We start from the raw sequence: 15,858 nt of genomic DNA on the forward strand, positions 1-15,858 counted from the left end.
CCTCAGCCGAACCGCACCGCCCGGCCCTCGGTGTCGAGCGCGAGATAGCCGCCGAAGGACCCGCTTCGCACGCCCTCGACCATCGCCTCGAGCGCGCTGTCGATGCGTTCGGCCGAAGGCGGCTGGCCGTTGGCGCCGGACAGGCCGGCCGCGAACATCACGCGCCAGGGCAGGCTGGCGCGGCGCGATTCGGCCACCAGCGCGGCAAAGCTGCTGAGCTCCGGCAGGCTTTTTTCCACGCAGGCCACGGGCGTCAGCGCGCCGCCCTCCCCCGCCTCGAAACGCGCGCGCTGCACCGCATCGGCATCGCCGGGCAATTCGGCTTCGGCGAACACGAACAGCAGGCGCTGCGGCTCGGGCTGGGCCGCCGCGGCCTGCAGCAGCTGATCGAAAAGAGAGGATGAAGAAGAGGAAGGCATGCCGCGAGCGTCGCCGCTGCCTTCGCTCTTGTTGTTGATGCAGATCAAGCGGTGCCGCACGCGCCTTCCTAGCATAGGTGCATTCGAAATACACCTTTCAGATCCCTTCGCTCCCACCGAGGAAAACCCATGAAATCCGCACCCTCCTCCGTCATCGATGTCCGCAGGCTCGAGCCGCGCTTTCGCCACGCGCACATCTTCTCCACCTTTGCCGCCCTCGACGTCGGCAGCGCCATCGAACTGGTGAACGACCACGATCCCCGGCCGCTGTATGCGCAGTTCCAGTCGCAATGGCCCGACCGGTTCGCATGGAACTACCTCGAGGAGGGCCCCTCGGTCTGGCGCGTGGCCATCACCAAGGTGCCGGCTTTCGACGCGCACGCGAGCGGCGGCTGCTGCGGTGGATGCGGCGGCGCCGAGCGCCGCTGATGCTGCCTCATTGAATCAAGGACATGTCATGAGCAACAACAACCGGCTGTGGCGCTGGCTCGCCTTCATCTTCGTGCTGTCGTTCGGCGCGCTCGGCTACCTGGGCGTGCAGATCTACCTGACCGCGCCGCCGATTCCGAGCGCGGTCATCAGCTCCGACGGCGAGCCGATCTTCACCGGCGAGCAGATCCGGCGCGGCCAGCAGGTCTGGCTTTCCACCGGCGGGCAGCAGCTGGGCTCTGTGTGGGGCCACGGCAGCTACGTGGCGCCCGACTGGTCCGCCGACTGGCTGCACCGCGAGGCCGTGGCACTGCGCAACCGCCACGCCCAGGCCTTTCGCAAGGACTTCGACTCGCTGAGCCCGGCGGACCGCGGCGCGCTCGCGGCCACGGTGGTCGAGCAGATGCGGCGCAACACCTACGACGCCGCCAGCGGCGTGATCACCGTGCCGGCCGACCGCGCGCAAGCGATCCGGGAAGTGGCGGCGCACTACGACGCGCTGTTCGGCGACAGCAGCTCGCACGCCACGCTGCGCGGCCAGTACGCGATGACGCCGGGCACGCTGCCCGACCGCGCCGACCGCCAGGCGCTCACCGCCTTCTTCTTCTGGACCTCCTGGGCCGCGGCCACCGACCGGCCCGGGGAAACGGGCCTCAGCTACACCAGCAACTGGCCGCACGAGCCGCTGGTGGGCAACACCATGACCAGCTCGGCCGCGGTCTGGTCGATGGTCAGCATCTGCCTGCTGCTGGCGGCCATTGCGGCCATGCTGTGGCTGCACGGCAGCCGCAAGCACGAAGCCGAGGCGCAGCCGCCCCAGGCAGACCCGCTGCTGGGCGCCGTGGCAACGCCCTCGATGAAGGCCACGCGCAAGTACTTCTTTGCGGTGATCGGCCTCATGCTGCTGCAGATCGCGATGGGCATCGTCACGGCGCACTACGCGGTCGAGGGCGATTCGTTCTTCGGCCTTCCGCTGGCCGAGCTGCTGCCCTACGTGGTGAGCCGCACGGTGCACACGCAGGTCGGCATCTTCTGGATCGCCACCGCATGGCTGGCCACGGGCCTGTACATCGCGCCGCTGCTGTCCGGCCGCGAGCCCCGGCTGCAGAAGCTCGGGGTCGACGTGCTGTTCTGGGCGCTGATCGCCATCGTGGTCGGCTCCACGCTGACCGGCTGGCTCGGCACCTTGCAGCACCGCGGCGTCGACTTCAGCTTCTGGCTCGGCAACCAGGGCCTCGAATACACCAGCATGGGCCGCGTCTGGCAGGTGCTGCTGTTCGTGGGCCTGCTGTTCTGGGTCTTCCTGCTGGGCCGCGCGCTGTGGCCCGCGCTGGTCAAGCCTTCGGCCTCGCGCGGCCTGATCGCGATGGTGTTCCTGTCGGCCACCTGCATCGGCGGCTTCTATTCGACCTCGCTGGTCTGGGGGCAGCACACGCACTACTCGATGATCGAGTATTGGCGCTGGTGGCTGGTGCACCTCTGGGTGGAAGGCTTCTTCGAGGTGTTCGCCACCGCCGTGGTCGCGCTGATCTTCACGCGCCTGGGCCTGGTGCGCACCGAAAGCGCCAACCGCGCCATCATCGCCGAGACCATCGTGTTCCTGTTCGGCGGCATCCTGGGCACGCTGCACCACCTCTACTTCACGGGCACGCCGACCTCGGTGATCGCCGTGGGCGCGGTGTTCTCGGCGCTCGAAGTGGTGCCGCTCACGCTGATCGGGCTGGAGGCTCTGCAGACCTGGCGCCGCTCGCAGGCCATGCCCTGGCTCGGCGCCTACAAGTGGATCGTCATGTGCTTCGTGGCCGTCGGCTTCTGGAACACGATCGGCGCCGGCGTGCTCGGCTTCGCGATCAATCCGCCGGCCTCGCTCTACTACGTGCAGGGGCTCAACATGACGGCCGCACACGGCCATGCCGCACTCTTCGGCGTCTACGGCATGCTGGGCATCGGGCTGATGCTGTTCTGCCTGCGCGGCCTCTACGAGCGCCAGCTGCATGCTGACCGGCTGCTCAGGCCGGCGTTCTGGAGCCTCAACATCGGCCTGGCGATGATGGTGTTCCTGTCGCTGCTGCCCGCGGGCATCTACCAGGCCTGGGCCAGCGTCACGCAGGGGCTGTGGTTCGCGCGCTCGGCCGAGGTCGTGCATTCCCGCGTGATGGAGGCGCTGGTGTGGATGCGGGTGCCGGGCGACATCGTCTTTGCGCTGGGCGCGGTGCTGCTCGCGGCCTATGCGCTGCGCCTGCTGCGCCGCCCGGCCGCACAAGCGGCAACGCAAGCCCGGCCGCACGCCAAGGGCCGCCACGGCCTTGCGGTCCAGGCCGGCCATGTGGCCGAGCAGTGACGCGGCGCGATCAAAGCCATGAAGCTCACCGCCTTCACCGACTACAGCCTGCGCGTGCTGATCTACCTGGCCGCGCAGCCGGAGCGCCGCGCCACCATCGGCGAGATCGCCGCCTCCTTCGCGGTGTCGGAGCATCACCTGACGAAGGTGGTGCACTTCCTCGGCAAGCAGGGCTGGCTGGCCAACGTCCGCGGCAAGGGCGGCGGCCTGGCGCTCGCAAAGCCGCCCGAGGCCATCAACATCGGCGACGTGGTGCAGCGCACCGAGGGCGGCGCCCTCGTGGAATGCTTTGGAGAAGGCGGCGGCGCCTGCCGCATCACGGGCCTCTGCCGGCTGCAGGGCATCCTGGGTGAAGCGGTGGCGGCGTTCCATGCGGTGCTGCAGCGCTACACGCTGGCCGACCTCGTGCGCAACCGCGAGGCGCTGGCCACGGTGTTCCTGGCAGGGCGCATCGGCGCGGCGCACACCGAACGGGAGGAAGCGTGAGCTCGCCCGCGGACACGGCCGCCTTCCCGTACGAAGGGCCCGAGCCGCTGCGCGAGCCGCTGGCAGCAGCGCTCGCGCGCGTGGTCGATCCGGAAATCTCGATGAACATCGTCGACGTGGGCCTGGTCTACGGCGTCACGGTGGATGCCGCCACGGCGCATGTGCGGCTCACGATGACCTCCGCGGCCTGCCCGGTGATCGATCTCATCATGGACGAGGCGGAAGCCGAACTCGACAAGGTGGTGCCGCCCGAGCTCGTGATCCGCCTCGAGCTGGTGTGGGAGCCGCCCTGGAGCCCGGAGCGCATGAGTGCCGGCGCCAGAAAGTTCATGGGATGGTAGGCACTGCAAGCCCCGTCGCCCGCAGGGGACGGCCAGCGAGCACATCGCCGGTGCGCGGCCGGGTTCTCGCGCGTGTGCTGTTCGGCGCGCTGGCCGGCGCGTCGCTGGTGGGCGGCATCGCGGGCGGGCTCTGGCGGCTCGGCGTCGCGCTGCCGGACCCGCTCTCGTTCGCCGCGGCGAGCCAGCTGCTGCTGGCGCATGCCGCATTGATGATCTGCGGTTTCCTGGGCACGGCCATCGGCATCGAGCGCGCCGTGGCCGTCAAGCATCGCTGGGCATTCGCGGCGCCGCTGGCATCGGGCACCGGCGCGCTGTGCCTGGCCTTCGGGCAGCAGGCCGCCGGCGCGTGGCTCGGCGTGGCGGCGGCGGTGTTCTTCCTGGCGGTCAACGCGGTGGTCGTGTGGCGCCAGCGCGCGGCGCACACGCTGCTGCTCGCGGCCGCCGCGGCGGCGTGGGTGGCCGGCAATCTGTTGTTCGCGTTCGGCCGCGACGGCGGCGCCGTGTTCCCGTGGTGGTTCGCCTTCCTGGTCATGACGATCGCGGCCGAGCGGCTCGAGATGACGCGGCTCATGCGCCGGCGTCCTGCGGCCAGCCTGACGCTGCAGGCGGTGCTGGCGCTGCTGCTGGCCGGCGCCGCATGGTCGGGCACGGCCCCGCGCGCCGGCGGACTGGTCTACGGCGCGGCGCTCGTGCTGCTGGCCGCGTGGCTCGCGGTGTTCGACATCGCGCGGCGCACGGTGGCCACGCACGGCATCAGCCGCTACATGGCGGTCTGCCTGCTGGGCGGCTATGCCTGGCTCGGCGTCGCCGGCGTGGCCTGGGCCGCGGCCGCGCTCGGCGGGCCGACCCGCGACATCGCGCTGCACGCGCTGGGGCTGGGCTTCGTCGTCAGCATGGTGATGGGGCATGCGCCCGTCGTGCTGCCGGCCATCGCGCGCATCAAGCTGCGCTTCGGCGCCTTCTTCTACCTGCCGCTGGCCGCGCTGCACCTGTCGCTGGTCGTGCGGCTGGTGCTGGGGAGCTTCAGCGATCCGCTGCGCGCCGCCGGCGCTTCGCTCAATGCGGCCGCGATCGTCTTCTTTGCCGTCACGGTGGCCGGCGCGGCCGTCGCGTGGCGCATCCAACATGGCGCCGAGGGCGCCCGAAAGGCCTGACCGTGGCATCCTTCATTCCGCTCGAACCTGCACAGCCTCCATCCACGCGGGCGCCGGCGTTTGCGCTGTGGCAGCTCGGCTTTCGCCCCTTCTACCTGCTGGCCAGCGGCTTCGCCGCGCTGTCCATCGCGCTGTGGGCGATGCAGTTCGCCGGCTGGCTGCCCACCGCCTACCTGCAGGGGCCGATGTGGCATGCGCACGAGATGCTGTTCGGCTTCACGCTGGCGGTGATCGTCGGCTTCCTCTTCACCGCGGGGCGCAACTGGTCGGGCCAGCCCACGCCCACGGGCCTGCCGCTGGCGGCGCTGGCGGTGCTCTGGGTGGCGGGCCGCGTGCTCGTGCTCACGCCCTTCGCGTGGACCGCCGCGGTGGCCAACGCGGCGTTCCCGCTGGCCTGCGCGCTGGCGCTGGCGCGCCCGCTGGTGGCCGCGCGCAACCGGCGCAACTACTTCTTCGTCGGCCTGCTGCTGCTGCTCTCGGGCGCCGCATTCGCCTTTCACCTGTCGGCGCTCGGCGTGATCGAGGTGCCGGCATGGCTGGGCATCCAGCTGGCGCTGGACGTGCTGCTGTTCATCATGGCCGTGATGGCGGGCCGGGTGGTGCCGATGTTCACCAACAACGGCATCTCGGGCGCCGGTGCCACGCGGCACGCCCTGGTCGAAAAGGCCGCGCTGGGGCTGGTGCTCGCGCTGCTGCTGGCCGACGCCGCGGGCCTGCCACCGATGGCCGGGACGGCCGTCGCGCTGGCGGCGGCACTTGCGCATCTCGCGCGCTGGCTGCTCTGGCGGCCCTGGAAGGCGCCCGCCAACACGCTGGTGCTGGTGCTGCACGTGGCCTATGCGTGGATTCCGGTGCACCTGGCGCTGCGGGCGCTCGCGCTGCACGGCGCGGTGGCGGCATCGCTCGCCACCCATGCGCTGACCGTGGGCGCCGCAGGCGGGCTCATCATCGGCATGATGGTGCGCACGGCGCGCGGCCACACCGGCCGGGTGCTGCGCGCCGACCAGTTCGACACCGCCTGCTTCGTGCTGGTGCTGCTCGCCGCGCTGGTGCGGATTCTCGTGCCGCTGGCAGCGCCGGCCCACACGGTCGCCGCAGTCCTTTTTTCTGCCGCATTCTGGAGCCTGGGCTTCGGCCTGTTTGCCGTGCGCTACTGGCCCGTGCTGACCCGGGCACGGGCGGACGGCAAGCCCGGCTGAGCACGCCGTCGAGGCGGGCGCTTGATCCATCGCAATGCGGCCCGCCCGCCTCGCGTGCAGGATGCCTGCCGTGGCGCTCCAGCCAGGAGAGAGAACCGGATGTCGAACAACCTTGGAATCCTCGACCGCACCCTGCGCATCGCATCGGGCATGCTGCTGCTTTCGCTTGCCGCGCCGGGCACCATCGGGTCCTGGGGCTACGTGGGGGTGCTGGGATTGCTCACGGGAGTGGCCGGCGGCTGCCCGCTCTATTCGCTGCTCGGCCTGGACACCCGTTGACACGGCCGGCAAGCGCGTCCGCCGGACGCGTGGTGAACGCTCGACCCGCCGTCCAAGAAAGCCGGCGGAGCGACGGCTTCGCTGCGAGTCAGGTCTTCGCGCGCCAGCGCGCCTCGAGCGAGGCGATGTCCACCGCGTCCTCGGTGAAGACCTCGATGGCCAGCGCGCGCTCGTCGGCCTCCAGCGGCTCGTGCGCCGCAAGCTGGCGCGCCAGCACCTCCAGGCTGGCCTCCGACGCGTCCGTGCCCGAAGCCCCGCGCTCGGCCACGCGGTGGCGCAGCACGGGTTCGGCGGCACGGCAGTCCAGGATCGCGAAAGGCAGGCCGAGCTCCGCCGCCAGCACCTGGAAGCTGCGCCGCTCCGCGCGGCGCAGGAAGGCCGCATCCACGATCACCGGATACCCCGCCAGCAACGCGTCGCGCGCGCAGGCGCGCAGGCGCTCGAAGGTCTGCCGCGTAGCCTGCGCGCCGTAGATGGCCAGACCCTGCTCGACGGAGCGGGCGAGCGGAGCGAGGCCGAACAGGCGCTTGCGCTCCACGTCGGAACGGATGCGCACCGCGCCCGCGGCGCACAGCAGCTGCGAGGCGATGGTCGACTTGCCGGAACCCGAGAACCCGTGCGTGATCAGCAGGCGCGCGCGCCCTCGCGGGCTTTGCGCCAGCTGCGCGGCGCACGCCAGGTAGTCGGGCTTCGATGCGCCGGCCGGAGCCGCCGCGGCCTGCGGTCCCAGGCCCGCGGCCATGGCCCGCACCAGCGCCCGGTACACCTCGTAGAAGCCGAGCACCTGCAGGCCCGCATGGTCGCCGCTGTGCTGCAGCCACGCATCCAGGAAGCGGAACGCGAGGTCGGCGCGGCCATGGGCCTTCAGGTCCATGGTGAGGAATGCGATGTCGCTCATCACGTCGATCCGGCGCATCATGGGATCGAACTCGATGCAGTCGAAGGCGGTGAGTTCGCCGTCCACCATGACGATATTGGCCATGTGCAGGTCGCCGTGGCATTCGCGCACTGCGCCACCCTGCTGGCGCACGATCCAGGCCATCTGCAGCGCCAGCGCCCGTTCGCGCACCCATTCGGCCAGTGCCGCGAGGCGGCCGTCGCTGCGCTGCTCGAGCAACTGGCTCACGACGTCGACGGCTGCGCGAACGATGGCGTCTGGCGCACCGAAAGCCGAGGGCGGCACCACGCGCGCGGCCGCGCCCTGCAGCGCCGCGAGTTGCTGTGCGAAGCGGTCGAGCCGGACCGGCTCCAGCCGGCCGTCCGCCAGCAGGTTGCGCAGCAGCGACGACTCCGGAAAGCGCCGCATGCGGACCACGTGGTCGATCGGAACGCCGTCGCCGCCGAGCCGCGGCGCCTCGGGCGCGCCGCACACCGGCACCACGTCCAGGTACAGCGACGGCGCGAAGCGCCGGTTCAGGCGCAGTTCTTCCTCGCAGAAATGCCTGCGGGCCGCGATGCTTGAGAAGTCGACGAAAGGAAAGCGCACCGGCTTCTTGAGCTTGTAGGCGAGCGTGGCCGTCAGCAGCACCCACGAGATGTGCGTCTCGACCAGCTCGACGCGCGCGCCGGTTTCGCGTTGCAGCGCGTCGCGCAGTGCCTGAACCAGTGTCGTGTCCATCTGTCCTCAGGGCCCGGCCTCGATGCGAACGACCGGCAGCTGCGAGCGCACGAAGCTCAGGGCGTACTGCAGCTCGCCGAGGCTTTCGGCATGCAAGGTGAAGAGCGGCTGGCCGCGATCGACGCGGTCCTGCACGCGCACATGCATCGAGGCGCCTGCCGCCGGATCGCGCGGCGCACCGGCGAGCTTGGCCATGCGCGCCACCAGGCGGGTGTCGATGCCCGACACCACCCCGGCCGCAGGCGCGGTCACGCAGTGCGTGTGGGCCGCCTTGGGCGGCACGCGCAGCCCACCCTGCGCCTCGCAGATCGCAATGAAGCGGGCCAGCGCGCGCCCGTCGTCCAGCACCGCGCGCGCCAGCGCATTGCCGGTGCCTGGCGCCGCCTTGCCCGCCAGTTCGAGCAGCAGCCCGGCCAGCAGGAGCGCGCGCTCGCGCAGGTCCGGCGGCGCGTCGGCGGTGCGTTCGAGCACTGCCATCACGTCCATCGCCTCGAGCGCGGGACCGACGCCGCGGCCGACCGGCTGGCTGCCGTCGGTGAACACTGTCTGCACCTGCAGGCCCAGCGCCGCGCCCACCGCGACCAGGCTGCGCGAGAGCTGGCCGCTGGCGGCATCGCTGCGCACCTTGGCCAGCGCACCGACCGGAATGTCGATCAGCACGCGCTGCGAACCCATGGCCGCCTTCTTCGACAGGATCGACGCCACCATGAGACCTTCGCTGTCGATGCCCAGCGGCCGCTCCACGCGGATCAGCACGTCGTCGGCGGGGCTCACGCGCATGGCGCTGCCCCAGACGACGCATCCCCCTTCGCGCTCGACCACGCGGCGCATGGCCGCCAGGTCGAGGTCGACCGGCGCGAGCGTTTCCATCACGTCGGCCGAGCCGGCCGCCGAGGTGATGGCGCGCGACGAGGTCTTGGGCATCACCAGGCCGCAGGCCGCGATGATCGGCACCACCAGCAGCGTGGTCCGGTTGCCCGGCAAGCCGCCGATGCAGTGCTTGTCCATCACGGGCGAAGTGCCCCAGTCGATGCGCTCTCCGACGTCGACCATGGCGCGGGTCAGCGCCACGGTCTCGTCCAGGTCCAGGCCGCGGCCGGCGCAGACGGTCACGAAGGACGCCATGTGGATGTCGGAAAGGCGCCCGCGGCTCACGTCTTCCATCAGCGCGCGCAGCGGCACGTAGTCCAGCCGGCCGCCATGCACCTTGCTGCGCAGGTGCGCCAGCGAATCGAGCAGCGGCGGATGGCGCACCACCAGTTCCTCGCCCTCGGCGGCGCCCATCAGGGTCCAGGCTGCCTCCGACAGCGCGATCTCGTCGCCGCGCAGCCAGTCGCTGTTCACCTGGTGCAGGATCGCGAACAGATGGCGCCCGTTGGCGATCACCTCGACCTGCGCCTGCGACTGGAAGCCCTCGGCCCGGCACACGGCGCAGTCGCTGCGCATGTAGACCACAGGCTGCTGGTAGGTGTCGATGCCGGCGCGGCGGGCCAGCAGGCGGTTGGGTGACGACATGGGCGCTCCTTGTCGGGATGGAGCTTGGCATGCGCCGCGCAGCCGGGGCTTGATGCCCGTCAAGCCCGCGGCTCCGCGGTCAGCCGGCGGCGGTGTGGCGAACCGGCAGCGCGTTGAGCGGAATGCGCAGGTAGGACACGCCGTTGCCATCGGGCGGCGGCAGCCGGCCGGCGCGCACGTTGACCTGGATCGACGGCAGGATCAGCGTCGGCACTTCGAGCGTGGCGTCGCGCGCGCGCCGCATGGCCACGAACTCGTCCTCGGTGATGCCGTCGCGCACGTGGATGTTGCGGGCGCGCTGCTCGGCCACCGTGGTCTGCCATTGCGCCGGCCGCGATGCCGGCGGGTAGTCGTGGCAGACATACACCGGCGTCTCGGGCGGCAGGTCCAGCAGCCGGCGCATCGATGCGTACAGCTGGCGCGCATCGCCTCCGGGGAAGTCGGCCCGCGCGCTGCCGAGGTCCGGCATGAAGAGCGTGTCGCCGACGAACACCGCGTCGCCGATCAGGTAGGCCATGTCGGCGGGCGTGTGGCCGGGCACCAGGAGGGCGGTGGCCTCGATGGCGCCGATGCGGAAGGTCTCGCCGTCCTTGAACAGGTGGTCGAACTGGCTGCCGTCGGGCAGGAAGCCGCGCTCCAGGTTGAAGAGCGTCTTGAAGGTGGCCTGCACCGTGCGGATGTGCTCGCCGATGGCAATGCGCCCGCCGAGCCGCTCCTGCAGATGGCTGGCCGCCGAGAGGTGGTCGGCATGGGCATGGGTCTCCAGGATCCAGTCGACCTGCAGCCCGTGCTCGGCCACGCAGGCCAGCACCCGGTCCATGGACGCGGTGCCGGTGTGGCCCGACTTGAAGTCGTAGTCCAGCACCGGGTCGATCACGGCGGCGCGCAGGCTGCCCGGGTCCCACACGAGGTAGGAGACGGTGCCGGTCTGGGCGTCGAAGAAGGCCTGGATGGAAGCTTGGGTGTTGTTCATGGAGAGCTCGCAGGGTCGACCAATGATCTATGGATTAATAATATATATGTTTGTATAATGTAGTCAACCATGAAATCACTCCGCCACCCCGTCTTCGATCCCGAGATCCTGCGCGGCGCCGCTGCGCGCGCGGTCGGCATGCTGAAGGTATTGGCCAACGAGGACCGCATGCTGCTGCTGTGCCAGCTGTCCCAGGGCGAGATGTGCGTGAGCGAGCTCGAAGCGCAACTCGACATCCGCCAGCCGACGCTGTCCCAGCAGCTCGGCGTGCTGCGCAACGAGGGCGTGGTCGCCACGCGCCGCCAGGGCAAGAACGTCTTCTACGCCGTGGCGGACCCCGCGCTGCTCGAGATCCTCGCCCTGCTCTACCGGATCTACTGCCCGAAGGAAAAATGATGATGACGATCGACTGGCCTGCATTCACTCCATGGGCCGCCCTGGCGGGCGGCGTGCTCGTCGGCGCGGCCGCCGCGATGTTCGTGCTGCTCAACGGCCGCATCGCCGGCATCAGCGGCATCGTCGGCGGGCTGCTGCGGCCCGTGCGCGGCGACGTGGCCTGGCGCCTGGCGTTCGTGGCCGGGCTGGTCGCGGCGCCGATGGCCCATGCGGTTTTCGCGCCGTGGCCCCAGCCCCAGATCGATGCCGGCTACGTTGCGCTCGTTGCGGCCGGCCTGCTGGTCGGCGTGGGCACGCGCTACGCATCGGGGTGCACGAGCGGCCACGGCGTGTGCGGCCTGTCCCGGCTATCGCCGCGCTCGCTGGCGGCGACCGCGATCTTCATGGGTGCCGGCTTCCTGACCGTGTTCCTGATGCGCCATCTGCTCGGTCTTTGAGGAGAACCCATCGTGACCGTCTTCACTTCGTTTCTTGCCGGCCTGGTGTTCGGCCTGGGCCTGATCGTCTCCGGCATGGCCAACCCCGCCAAGGTACTCGGCTTCCTGGATCTGGGCGGGCGCTGGGACCCGTCGCTTGCCTTTGTGATGGGCGGCGCGATCGCCGTCGGCGCCGTCGCGTTCGCGCTGGCCAGGCGGCGCACGCGCTCCTTGCTCGGCGCGGCCATGCGGCTGCCAGCCGCGCGCGCGATCGATCGCCGCCTGGTCGCCGGCAGCGTGCTGTTCGGCATCGGCTGGGGCGTGGCGGGCTTCTGCCCGGGCCCGGGCCTGGTGGCCGCCGGCATGGGGGAGGCCAAGGCGCTGGTCTTCGTCGCCGCGATGCTCGCGGGCATGGTGGGGTACGAGCTGATCGAGCGGCGAAGATCCGCCGCTGCGGAGCTGCCGGGCGCTCCGGTGGACACCGCGCGATGAGCGCGGCGGCGGCCTGGCTGGCGATCCTGGCGACCGTCGCGGTGCTCGCCGCCTACGAAGGCGCGCGCGCATGGGCGCAGCACCGGGACCCGCACGGCATGGCGCGCAGCGCGCATGCCTTGCTGCGCGAAGAGTGGTTCGACGCCGTATCGCAGCAACGGGGTTCGGAGATTCTCTCGGTCCAGACGCTGCGCAATTCCCTGATGTCCGCGACGATGACGGCATCGACCGCCGCACTGGGACTGGTCGGCACCGCGACGCTGACCGCACCTTCGTTGCGCGAAGGTCTCGGCGGCGCCGGATGGCTGCATCTCACGCCCCGGCTCGCGTCCGAACTCCTGCTCCTTGCCCTGCTGCTTGCGTCGCTCGTGTGCTCCGCCATGGCTGTGCGCTACTACACGCACCTGGGCTTCATCAGCGGCATGCCGGTGGAATGCGCGGCACGGCAGCGGTGGAACCCGAAGGGCACTGCCTACGCGCGCCGCGCAGGCACGCTGTACGGCTGGGGGCTGCGTCACCTGATCCTCGTGGCCCCCGTTCTCGCCGCACTGCTGCATCCGCTCGCGGGACCGGTGGCGGCGTTGGGGGTCACGGCCGTACTTTGGGGGTTCGATCGGGTCGATGGGGAGTGACGCGGGGTCATCCGCGGGGCGCGCTGCCCGGTCGAGAGATGCGTATCAGCGCCTGGCAGCCAGGGCCCCGACGATGATCGCGGGCGTGCATCGGGCACGCATCGCCCATGCTAGGCAGGTCCGCATCCGCCGGATTGACGCAGGTCAAGGGAACCCGGCAATGCAGCGCGCCGGTGCCGGCCAGCCCGCCACCTCGAGTTCGTTCACCACGCTCGATATGCCGGGGGCCGACCGCGCCGCTCCCTCGGCGGCCTCCCGGGCGGCCCGGGAACGCACCGTGCCGCGCAGGATGGCGCTGCTGCCGCTGATGAGCACCTCGATACGGCCGGATTCGTCCCGGGCCTGGCGCTCGAGCGCTTCGCGGATGGGCGTTCCGATGTCGGCGGGGATCAGGTGCGCGCTCAGCGCGATGCAGCTGCGGACCTCCACGACGCCGGCGAGCGGCTCCACCGCGCGCACGGCGGCGTTGCGCTGGTACACCCAGTCGAGATGGCCCGTCAGCGTCACCACGCCGTCCTTCACCGCCACCCCGACATTCGCGGCGTGGACGGCGAGCTCCCATTCCAGCGCGCGGATGACGTCATTCCTCAGCTGTGCATCCGACGTCATGGTTCACCCTGGAGACCAGCGGGTGGCGGCGAAGGCCGCGATGAAACGCGCCAGGTCGCCGGTGCCGAGGCTGTCGATGCCGGCGGCGCGTGCACGCCCGGCGCCCCCGAAGCGGCTGCACAGCGCATGGGCACCGTGGGGGTGCACCAACGGCGCACGCACGCTGACGACATGGCCTTCACCGGCTGGTCTCAGCACGGCATGCGCGAGGTCCGGCGCTTCGCCGGCCAGCCGGTTCGCGAAGCAGCCGAGCACGCGCCGGCTCCAAGGCGCGTCGGGCAGCATGCGCACGCTGCCCGTGGGGCCCTGCCAGAGCACCGCCGCGCCCGCCGCCTGCCGCAGGTCGCTGCGCCGCATGCCGTCGATGTCCTCGACGATGGGTTCGTGCGCCATCATGTCGCGCGGGTCCGCATAGCGCGCCATGAGCGGGTACAGCAGGCGGGGCGGGATGCACACGTTGCGTTCGTCTTCGGCGTAGGCGTTGTAGTTGATCAGCTCGCCCAGGCGCCGCAGTGCCGCGCAGTCGCCCGGCTCGAAGCCGGCGCCCGAAGCCAGCCGGTCGGCGACCGACGCCATGTTGTCGCCATAGGCGCCGACGAGTGCCCAGGCCCGGTGGGCACCACCCAGATGAGCATCCACCAGCAGGCTGGTGCAGGCATCGCTCGCCTCGTCGACATGGGGTTCCAGGCCGGGATGGGAAGGGACTCCACCGGTCGCATGATGATCGAAGTAGCGCACGTGCACGCCCTGGCCGAGCAGCCGCAGCAGGTCGGCGCGGTTGCGCAGCATGGACAGGTCGAACACGTTGACCTGGTCGCCCGCCTGGACATCGACGACGCGGGCGAGCAACGCGATCTCGCGCTTCAGTCCCGTCACGAGTTCCGCCGGCCGGGTGTCCTCGAGACGCCATTGGACAACGGCGCAGAGGCCGTCGGCATCACCGTTGCAGACGTCGAGGCATCGGGTCATGGTGCATTGTTCCCGCTTCGGGGGGGCGCTGTCGACCCCCAACGGACCCGCGGCCGCGCACCGCTCACTGCAGCATGGCGGGCGCCGGCGCGAGGCAGCGCTGCACGAAGGCCGACAAGGCGCCCACGTCGGGGATCTGCACGTCGCGGCGGCCCTTTTCCACGAACTCGATCACCTTGTCGCGCGCCAGGCGGGACAGCGCCCGGCTCACGCTCTCGAGCGTCATGCCCAGGTAGTTGCCGATCTCGGCGCGCGTCATGCGCAGCGTGATCTGGTCGGTGCGCATGCCGCGCTCGGCCAGCGATTCGGCCCAGTAGCGCAGGAAGTCCGCCACCCGCGCGTCGGCCGGCAGCGTGCACACCGACATCAGCGAATCGCGGTCATGGGCGATCTCGCGGCTCATGGCGGTGTGGAACACCTGCAGCAAGGCAGGCTCCGCGAGGCAGGCGGCCAGCAGCGCTTCGTAGGAGACGATCCAGACCTCGCCCGTGTCCATGGCCACGGCGTCGCAGGCATAGTGGTTGGCGGCGATGCCGTCGAAGCCGAGCCAGTCGCCGCGGAACTTCAGGCCCACCACCTGTTCACGCCCGTCCGCAGACAGGTTCACGATCTTGAAGAAGCCCGAGTTCAGGATGTAGAGATTGCCGAACTGCTCGCCGGCCTGGTAGATCACGTCGCCGGCATGCACCACGCGGCGCTGCGGGGCCAGGCGCTCCTTCAGCAGCTGCTGCGTCTCCACCAGCTTCTGGCTGGCCCGCGCATGGACCGCCAGGCTGGCCTGCGGCACCGCGCGTGCGGCGAGGAATCCATTCATCGCGGGTGCGGCAGCTTGGGTCAGGGACGGGTTGAACATTTGAAGAGCTCCTGGTGGTGTGTGGTCGCGGGTCGATGGACGAATGCTAGGAAGCGCCCGGCAACACAGTGACAACGGCGGGAATCGGTGGGTAACGCTCGGTGAACGGTTTGTGTCCGGCGTGTATCAGCGCCGGCGCGGCCGGACTTGATCTGCATCAAGGCCGGCGCGCCCTCCGGAGGTAGCCTTTCGCGCTCACATCCAGGGGGCCCATGCTCTTTCCCTTCGAGGACCACAATTTCTCGGCCTTCCACGCGCTGTCGCCCCAGGACGAGACGGCCCTGCTGAGCCGCGCGCGCCTGCTGCAGGCGGCCTCGCTGCGGGGCGCTCCTTCGCTGCAACTCAAGGGCAAGAAGCTCGGCATCCTCTGCGACGAAGGCGACGACGGCAGCGAGAGCCGGCTGCTGTTCCAGCACGCGGCCGAGGAAATGGGCGCGCATGTGGCGATCATCCGCCCCGCGCTCTCGAACCTCGGCAGCCCCGGCGAGGTCGAGCACACCGCGCGCGTGCTCGGCCGCTTCTACGATGCGCTCGAATGCCAGGGCATGGCGCGCGAAGTGGTGCGGCAGATCGGCCGGCATGCGGGCATTCCCGTCTACGACGGCCTTGCCTGCGCGGGCCACTCGAGCGCCCGGCTTGCCGCGCTGCTCGACGAGCGGACCTCGCCGGCGGACAACCGGCGCTTCGTGCTGCAGGCGCTGCTGTCGGGCAGCATCGCCTGAGGTGCAGTGCGCGGA

At 70.8% G+C, this 15,858-nt stretch carries 19 protein-coding genes; 12 read left to right on the forward strand and 7 right to left on the reverse strand.

All coding sequences use genetic code 11. The annotated features are described in order from the left end of the window. Positions 1-2: 2 nt before the first annotated feature. The gene (locus RZE77_RS30870) at positions 3-419 is read right to left on the reverse strand and encodes a ribonucleotide reductase subunit alpha (protein WP_319443445.1); all 417 of its coding nucleotides are present in this window, start codon (positions 417-419) and stop codon (positions 3-5) included. 129 nt (positions 420-548) lie between these two features. On the opposite strand from RZE77_RS30870, the gene RZE77_RS30875 reads away from it, so the two are divergent. The 7 genes from RZE77_RS30875 to RZE77_RS30905 all read left to right on the forward strand — a co-directional run bounded on the left by RZE77_RS30875 (position 549) and on the right by RZE77_RS30905 (position 6,648). After that, positions 549-848: a DUF2249 domain-containing protein gene (locus RZE77_RS30875; protein WP_319442493.1), complete on the forward strand. Its 300-nt coding sequence runs from the start codon at positions 549-551 to the stop codon at positions 846-848. Between the two features lie 28 nt (positions 849-876). After that, the gene (locus RZE77_RS30880) at positions 877-3,189 is read left to right on the forward strand and encodes a nitric-oxide reductase large subunit (protein WP_319442494.1); all 2,313 of its coding nucleotides are present in this window, start codon (positions 877-879) and stop codon (positions 3,187-3,189) included. A gap of 18 nt (positions 3,190-3,207) precedes the next feature. Further along, a complete protein-coding gene (locus RZE77_RS30885) occupies positions 3,208-3,675 on the forward strand; it encodes an Rrf2 family transcriptional regulator (RefSeq protein ID WP_319442495.1) in 468 nt (155 codons plus the stop codon). Further along, a complete protein-coding gene (locus tag RZE77_RS30890; protein WP_319442496.1) occupies positions 3,672-4,016 on the forward strand; it encodes a metal-sulfur cluster assembly factor in 345 nt (114 codons plus the stop codon). Before RZE77_RS30885 ends, RZE77_RS30890 begins: the two co-directional genes overlap by 4 nt. A gap of 50 nt (positions 4,017-4,066) precedes the next feature. After that, positions 4,067-5,170 (forward strand): hypothetical protein, encoded by a 1,104-nt coding sequence (locus RZE77_RS30895; RefSeq protein ID WP_319442497.1) that lies wholly within the window; start codon positions 4,067-4,069, stop codon positions 5,168-5,170. A gap of 2 nt (positions 5,171-5,172) precedes the next feature. Further along, positions 5,173-6,369, forward strand: a complete 1,197-nt coding sequence (locus RZE77_RS30900; protein ID WP_319442498.1) for an NnrS family protein — start codon at positions 5,173-5,175, stop codon at positions 6,367-6,369. Positions 6,370-6,468: 99 nt separating this feature from the next. Then, positions 6,469-6,648: a YgaP family membrane protein gene (locus RZE77_RS30905; protein WP_319442499.1), complete on the forward strand. Its 180-nt coding sequence runs from the start codon at positions 6,469-6,471 to the stop codon at positions 6,646-6,648. Between the two features lie 88 nt (positions 6,649-6,736). Here the strand turns inward: RZE77_RS30905 and RZE77_RS30910 are convergent, their stop codons facing one another. From RZE77_RS30910 to RZE77_RS30920, 3 genes are all read right to left on the reverse strand, one after another. Then, on the reverse strand, positions 6,737-8,266 hold the full coding sequence (locus RZE77_RS30910; RefSeq protein WP_319442500.1) for a bifunctional aminoglycoside phosphotransferase/ATP-binding protein: 1,530 nt from the start codon (positions 8,264-8,266) through the stop codon (positions 6,737-6,739). 6 nt (positions 8,267-8,272) lie between these two features. Further along, a complete protein-coding gene (locus tag RZE77_RS30915) occupies positions 8,273-9,781 on the reverse strand; it encodes a thymidine phosphorylase family protein (RefSeq protein WP_319442501.1) in 1,509 nt (502 codons plus the stop codon). A 79-nt stretch (positions 9,782-9,860) separates the two neighbouring features. Next, entirely contained in the window at positions 9,861-10,754 is an 894-nt protein-coding gene (locus tag RZE77_RS30920) for an MBL fold metallo-hydrolase (protein WP_319442502.1), read from the reverse strand. 69 nt (positions 10,755-10,823) lie between these two features. Between RZE77_RS30920 and RZE77_RS30925 the strand changes: the two genes are divergently transcribed. The 4 genes from RZE77_RS30925 to RZE77_RS30940 are packed head-to-tail and all read left to right on the forward strand — an operon-like array spanning position 10,824 to position 12,690. Then, positions 10,824-11,150, forward strand: coding sequence for an ArsR/SmtB family transcription factor (locus RZE77_RS30925; protein ID WP_319442503.1), 327 nt, complete (start codon positions 10,824-10,826; stop codon positions 11,148-11,150). A 2-nt stretch (positions 11,151-11,152) separates the two neighbouring features. Next, positions 11,153-11,587 carry a YeeE/YedE family protein gene (locus RZE77_RS30930; protein WP_319442504.1) on the forward strand — a complete coding sequence of 145 codons (435 nt, stop codon included), beginning with the start codon at positions 11,153-11,155 and terminating at the stop codon, positions 11,585-11,587. A gap of 12 nt (positions 11,588-11,599) precedes the next feature. Beyond that, entirely contained in the window at positions 11,600-12,058 is a 459-nt protein-coding gene (locus tag RZE77_RS30935) for a YeeE/YedE family protein (protein WP_319442505.1), read from the forward strand. Then, a complete protein-coding gene (locus RZE77_RS30940) occupies positions 12,055-12,690 on the forward strand; it encodes a DUF599 domain-containing protein (protein ID WP_319442506.1) in 636 nt (211 codons plus the stop codon). The genes RZE77_RS30935 and RZE77_RS30940 overlap by 4 nt, the downstream gene beginning before the upstream one ends. 144 nt (positions 12,691-12,834) lie before the next feature. Here RZE77_RS30940 and RZE77_RS30945 read toward each other — a convergent pair whose 3' ends face one another. The 3 genes from RZE77_RS30945 to RZE77_RS30955 form a co-directional block, all read right to left on the reverse strand. After that, the gene (locus tag RZE77_RS30945) at positions 12,835-13,299 is read right to left on the reverse strand and encodes a BON domain-containing protein (protein WP_319442507.1); all 465 of its coding nucleotides are present in this window, start codon (positions 13,297-13,299) and stop codon (positions 12,835-12,837) included. Between the two features lie 3 nt (positions 13,300-13,302). After that, positions 13,303-14,268 (reverse strand): hypothetical protein, encoded by a 966-nt coding sequence (locus tag RZE77_RS30950; protein ID WP_319442508.1) that lies wholly within the window; start codon positions 14,266-14,268, stop codon positions 13,303-13,305. 64 nt (positions 14,269-14,332) lie between these two features. Beyond that, positions 14,333-15,121: a Crp/Fnr family transcriptional regulator gene (locus RZE77_RS30955; RefSeq protein WP_319442509.1), complete on the reverse strand. Its 789-nt coding sequence runs from the start codon at positions 15,119-15,121 to the stop codon at positions 14,333-14,335. Between the two features lie 212 nt (positions 15,122-15,333). On the opposite strand from RZE77_RS30955, the gene RZE77_RS30960 reads away from it, so the two are divergent. Beyond that, a complete protein-coding gene (locus tag RZE77_RS30960) occupies positions 15,334-15,843 on the forward strand; it encodes a Rossmann-fold NAD(P)-binding domain-containing protein (protein WP_319442510.1) in 510 nt (169 codons plus the stop codon). The last annotated feature ends 15 nt before the right edge of the window (positions 15,844-15,858 follow it).

Source organism: Variovorax sp. SPNA7, assembly GCF_033807855.1.
In the GTDB taxonomy this organism is placed as follows: domain Bacteria; phylum Pseudomonadota; class Gammaproteobacteria; order Burkholderiales; family Burkholderiaceae_C; genus Variovorax; species Variovorax beijingensis.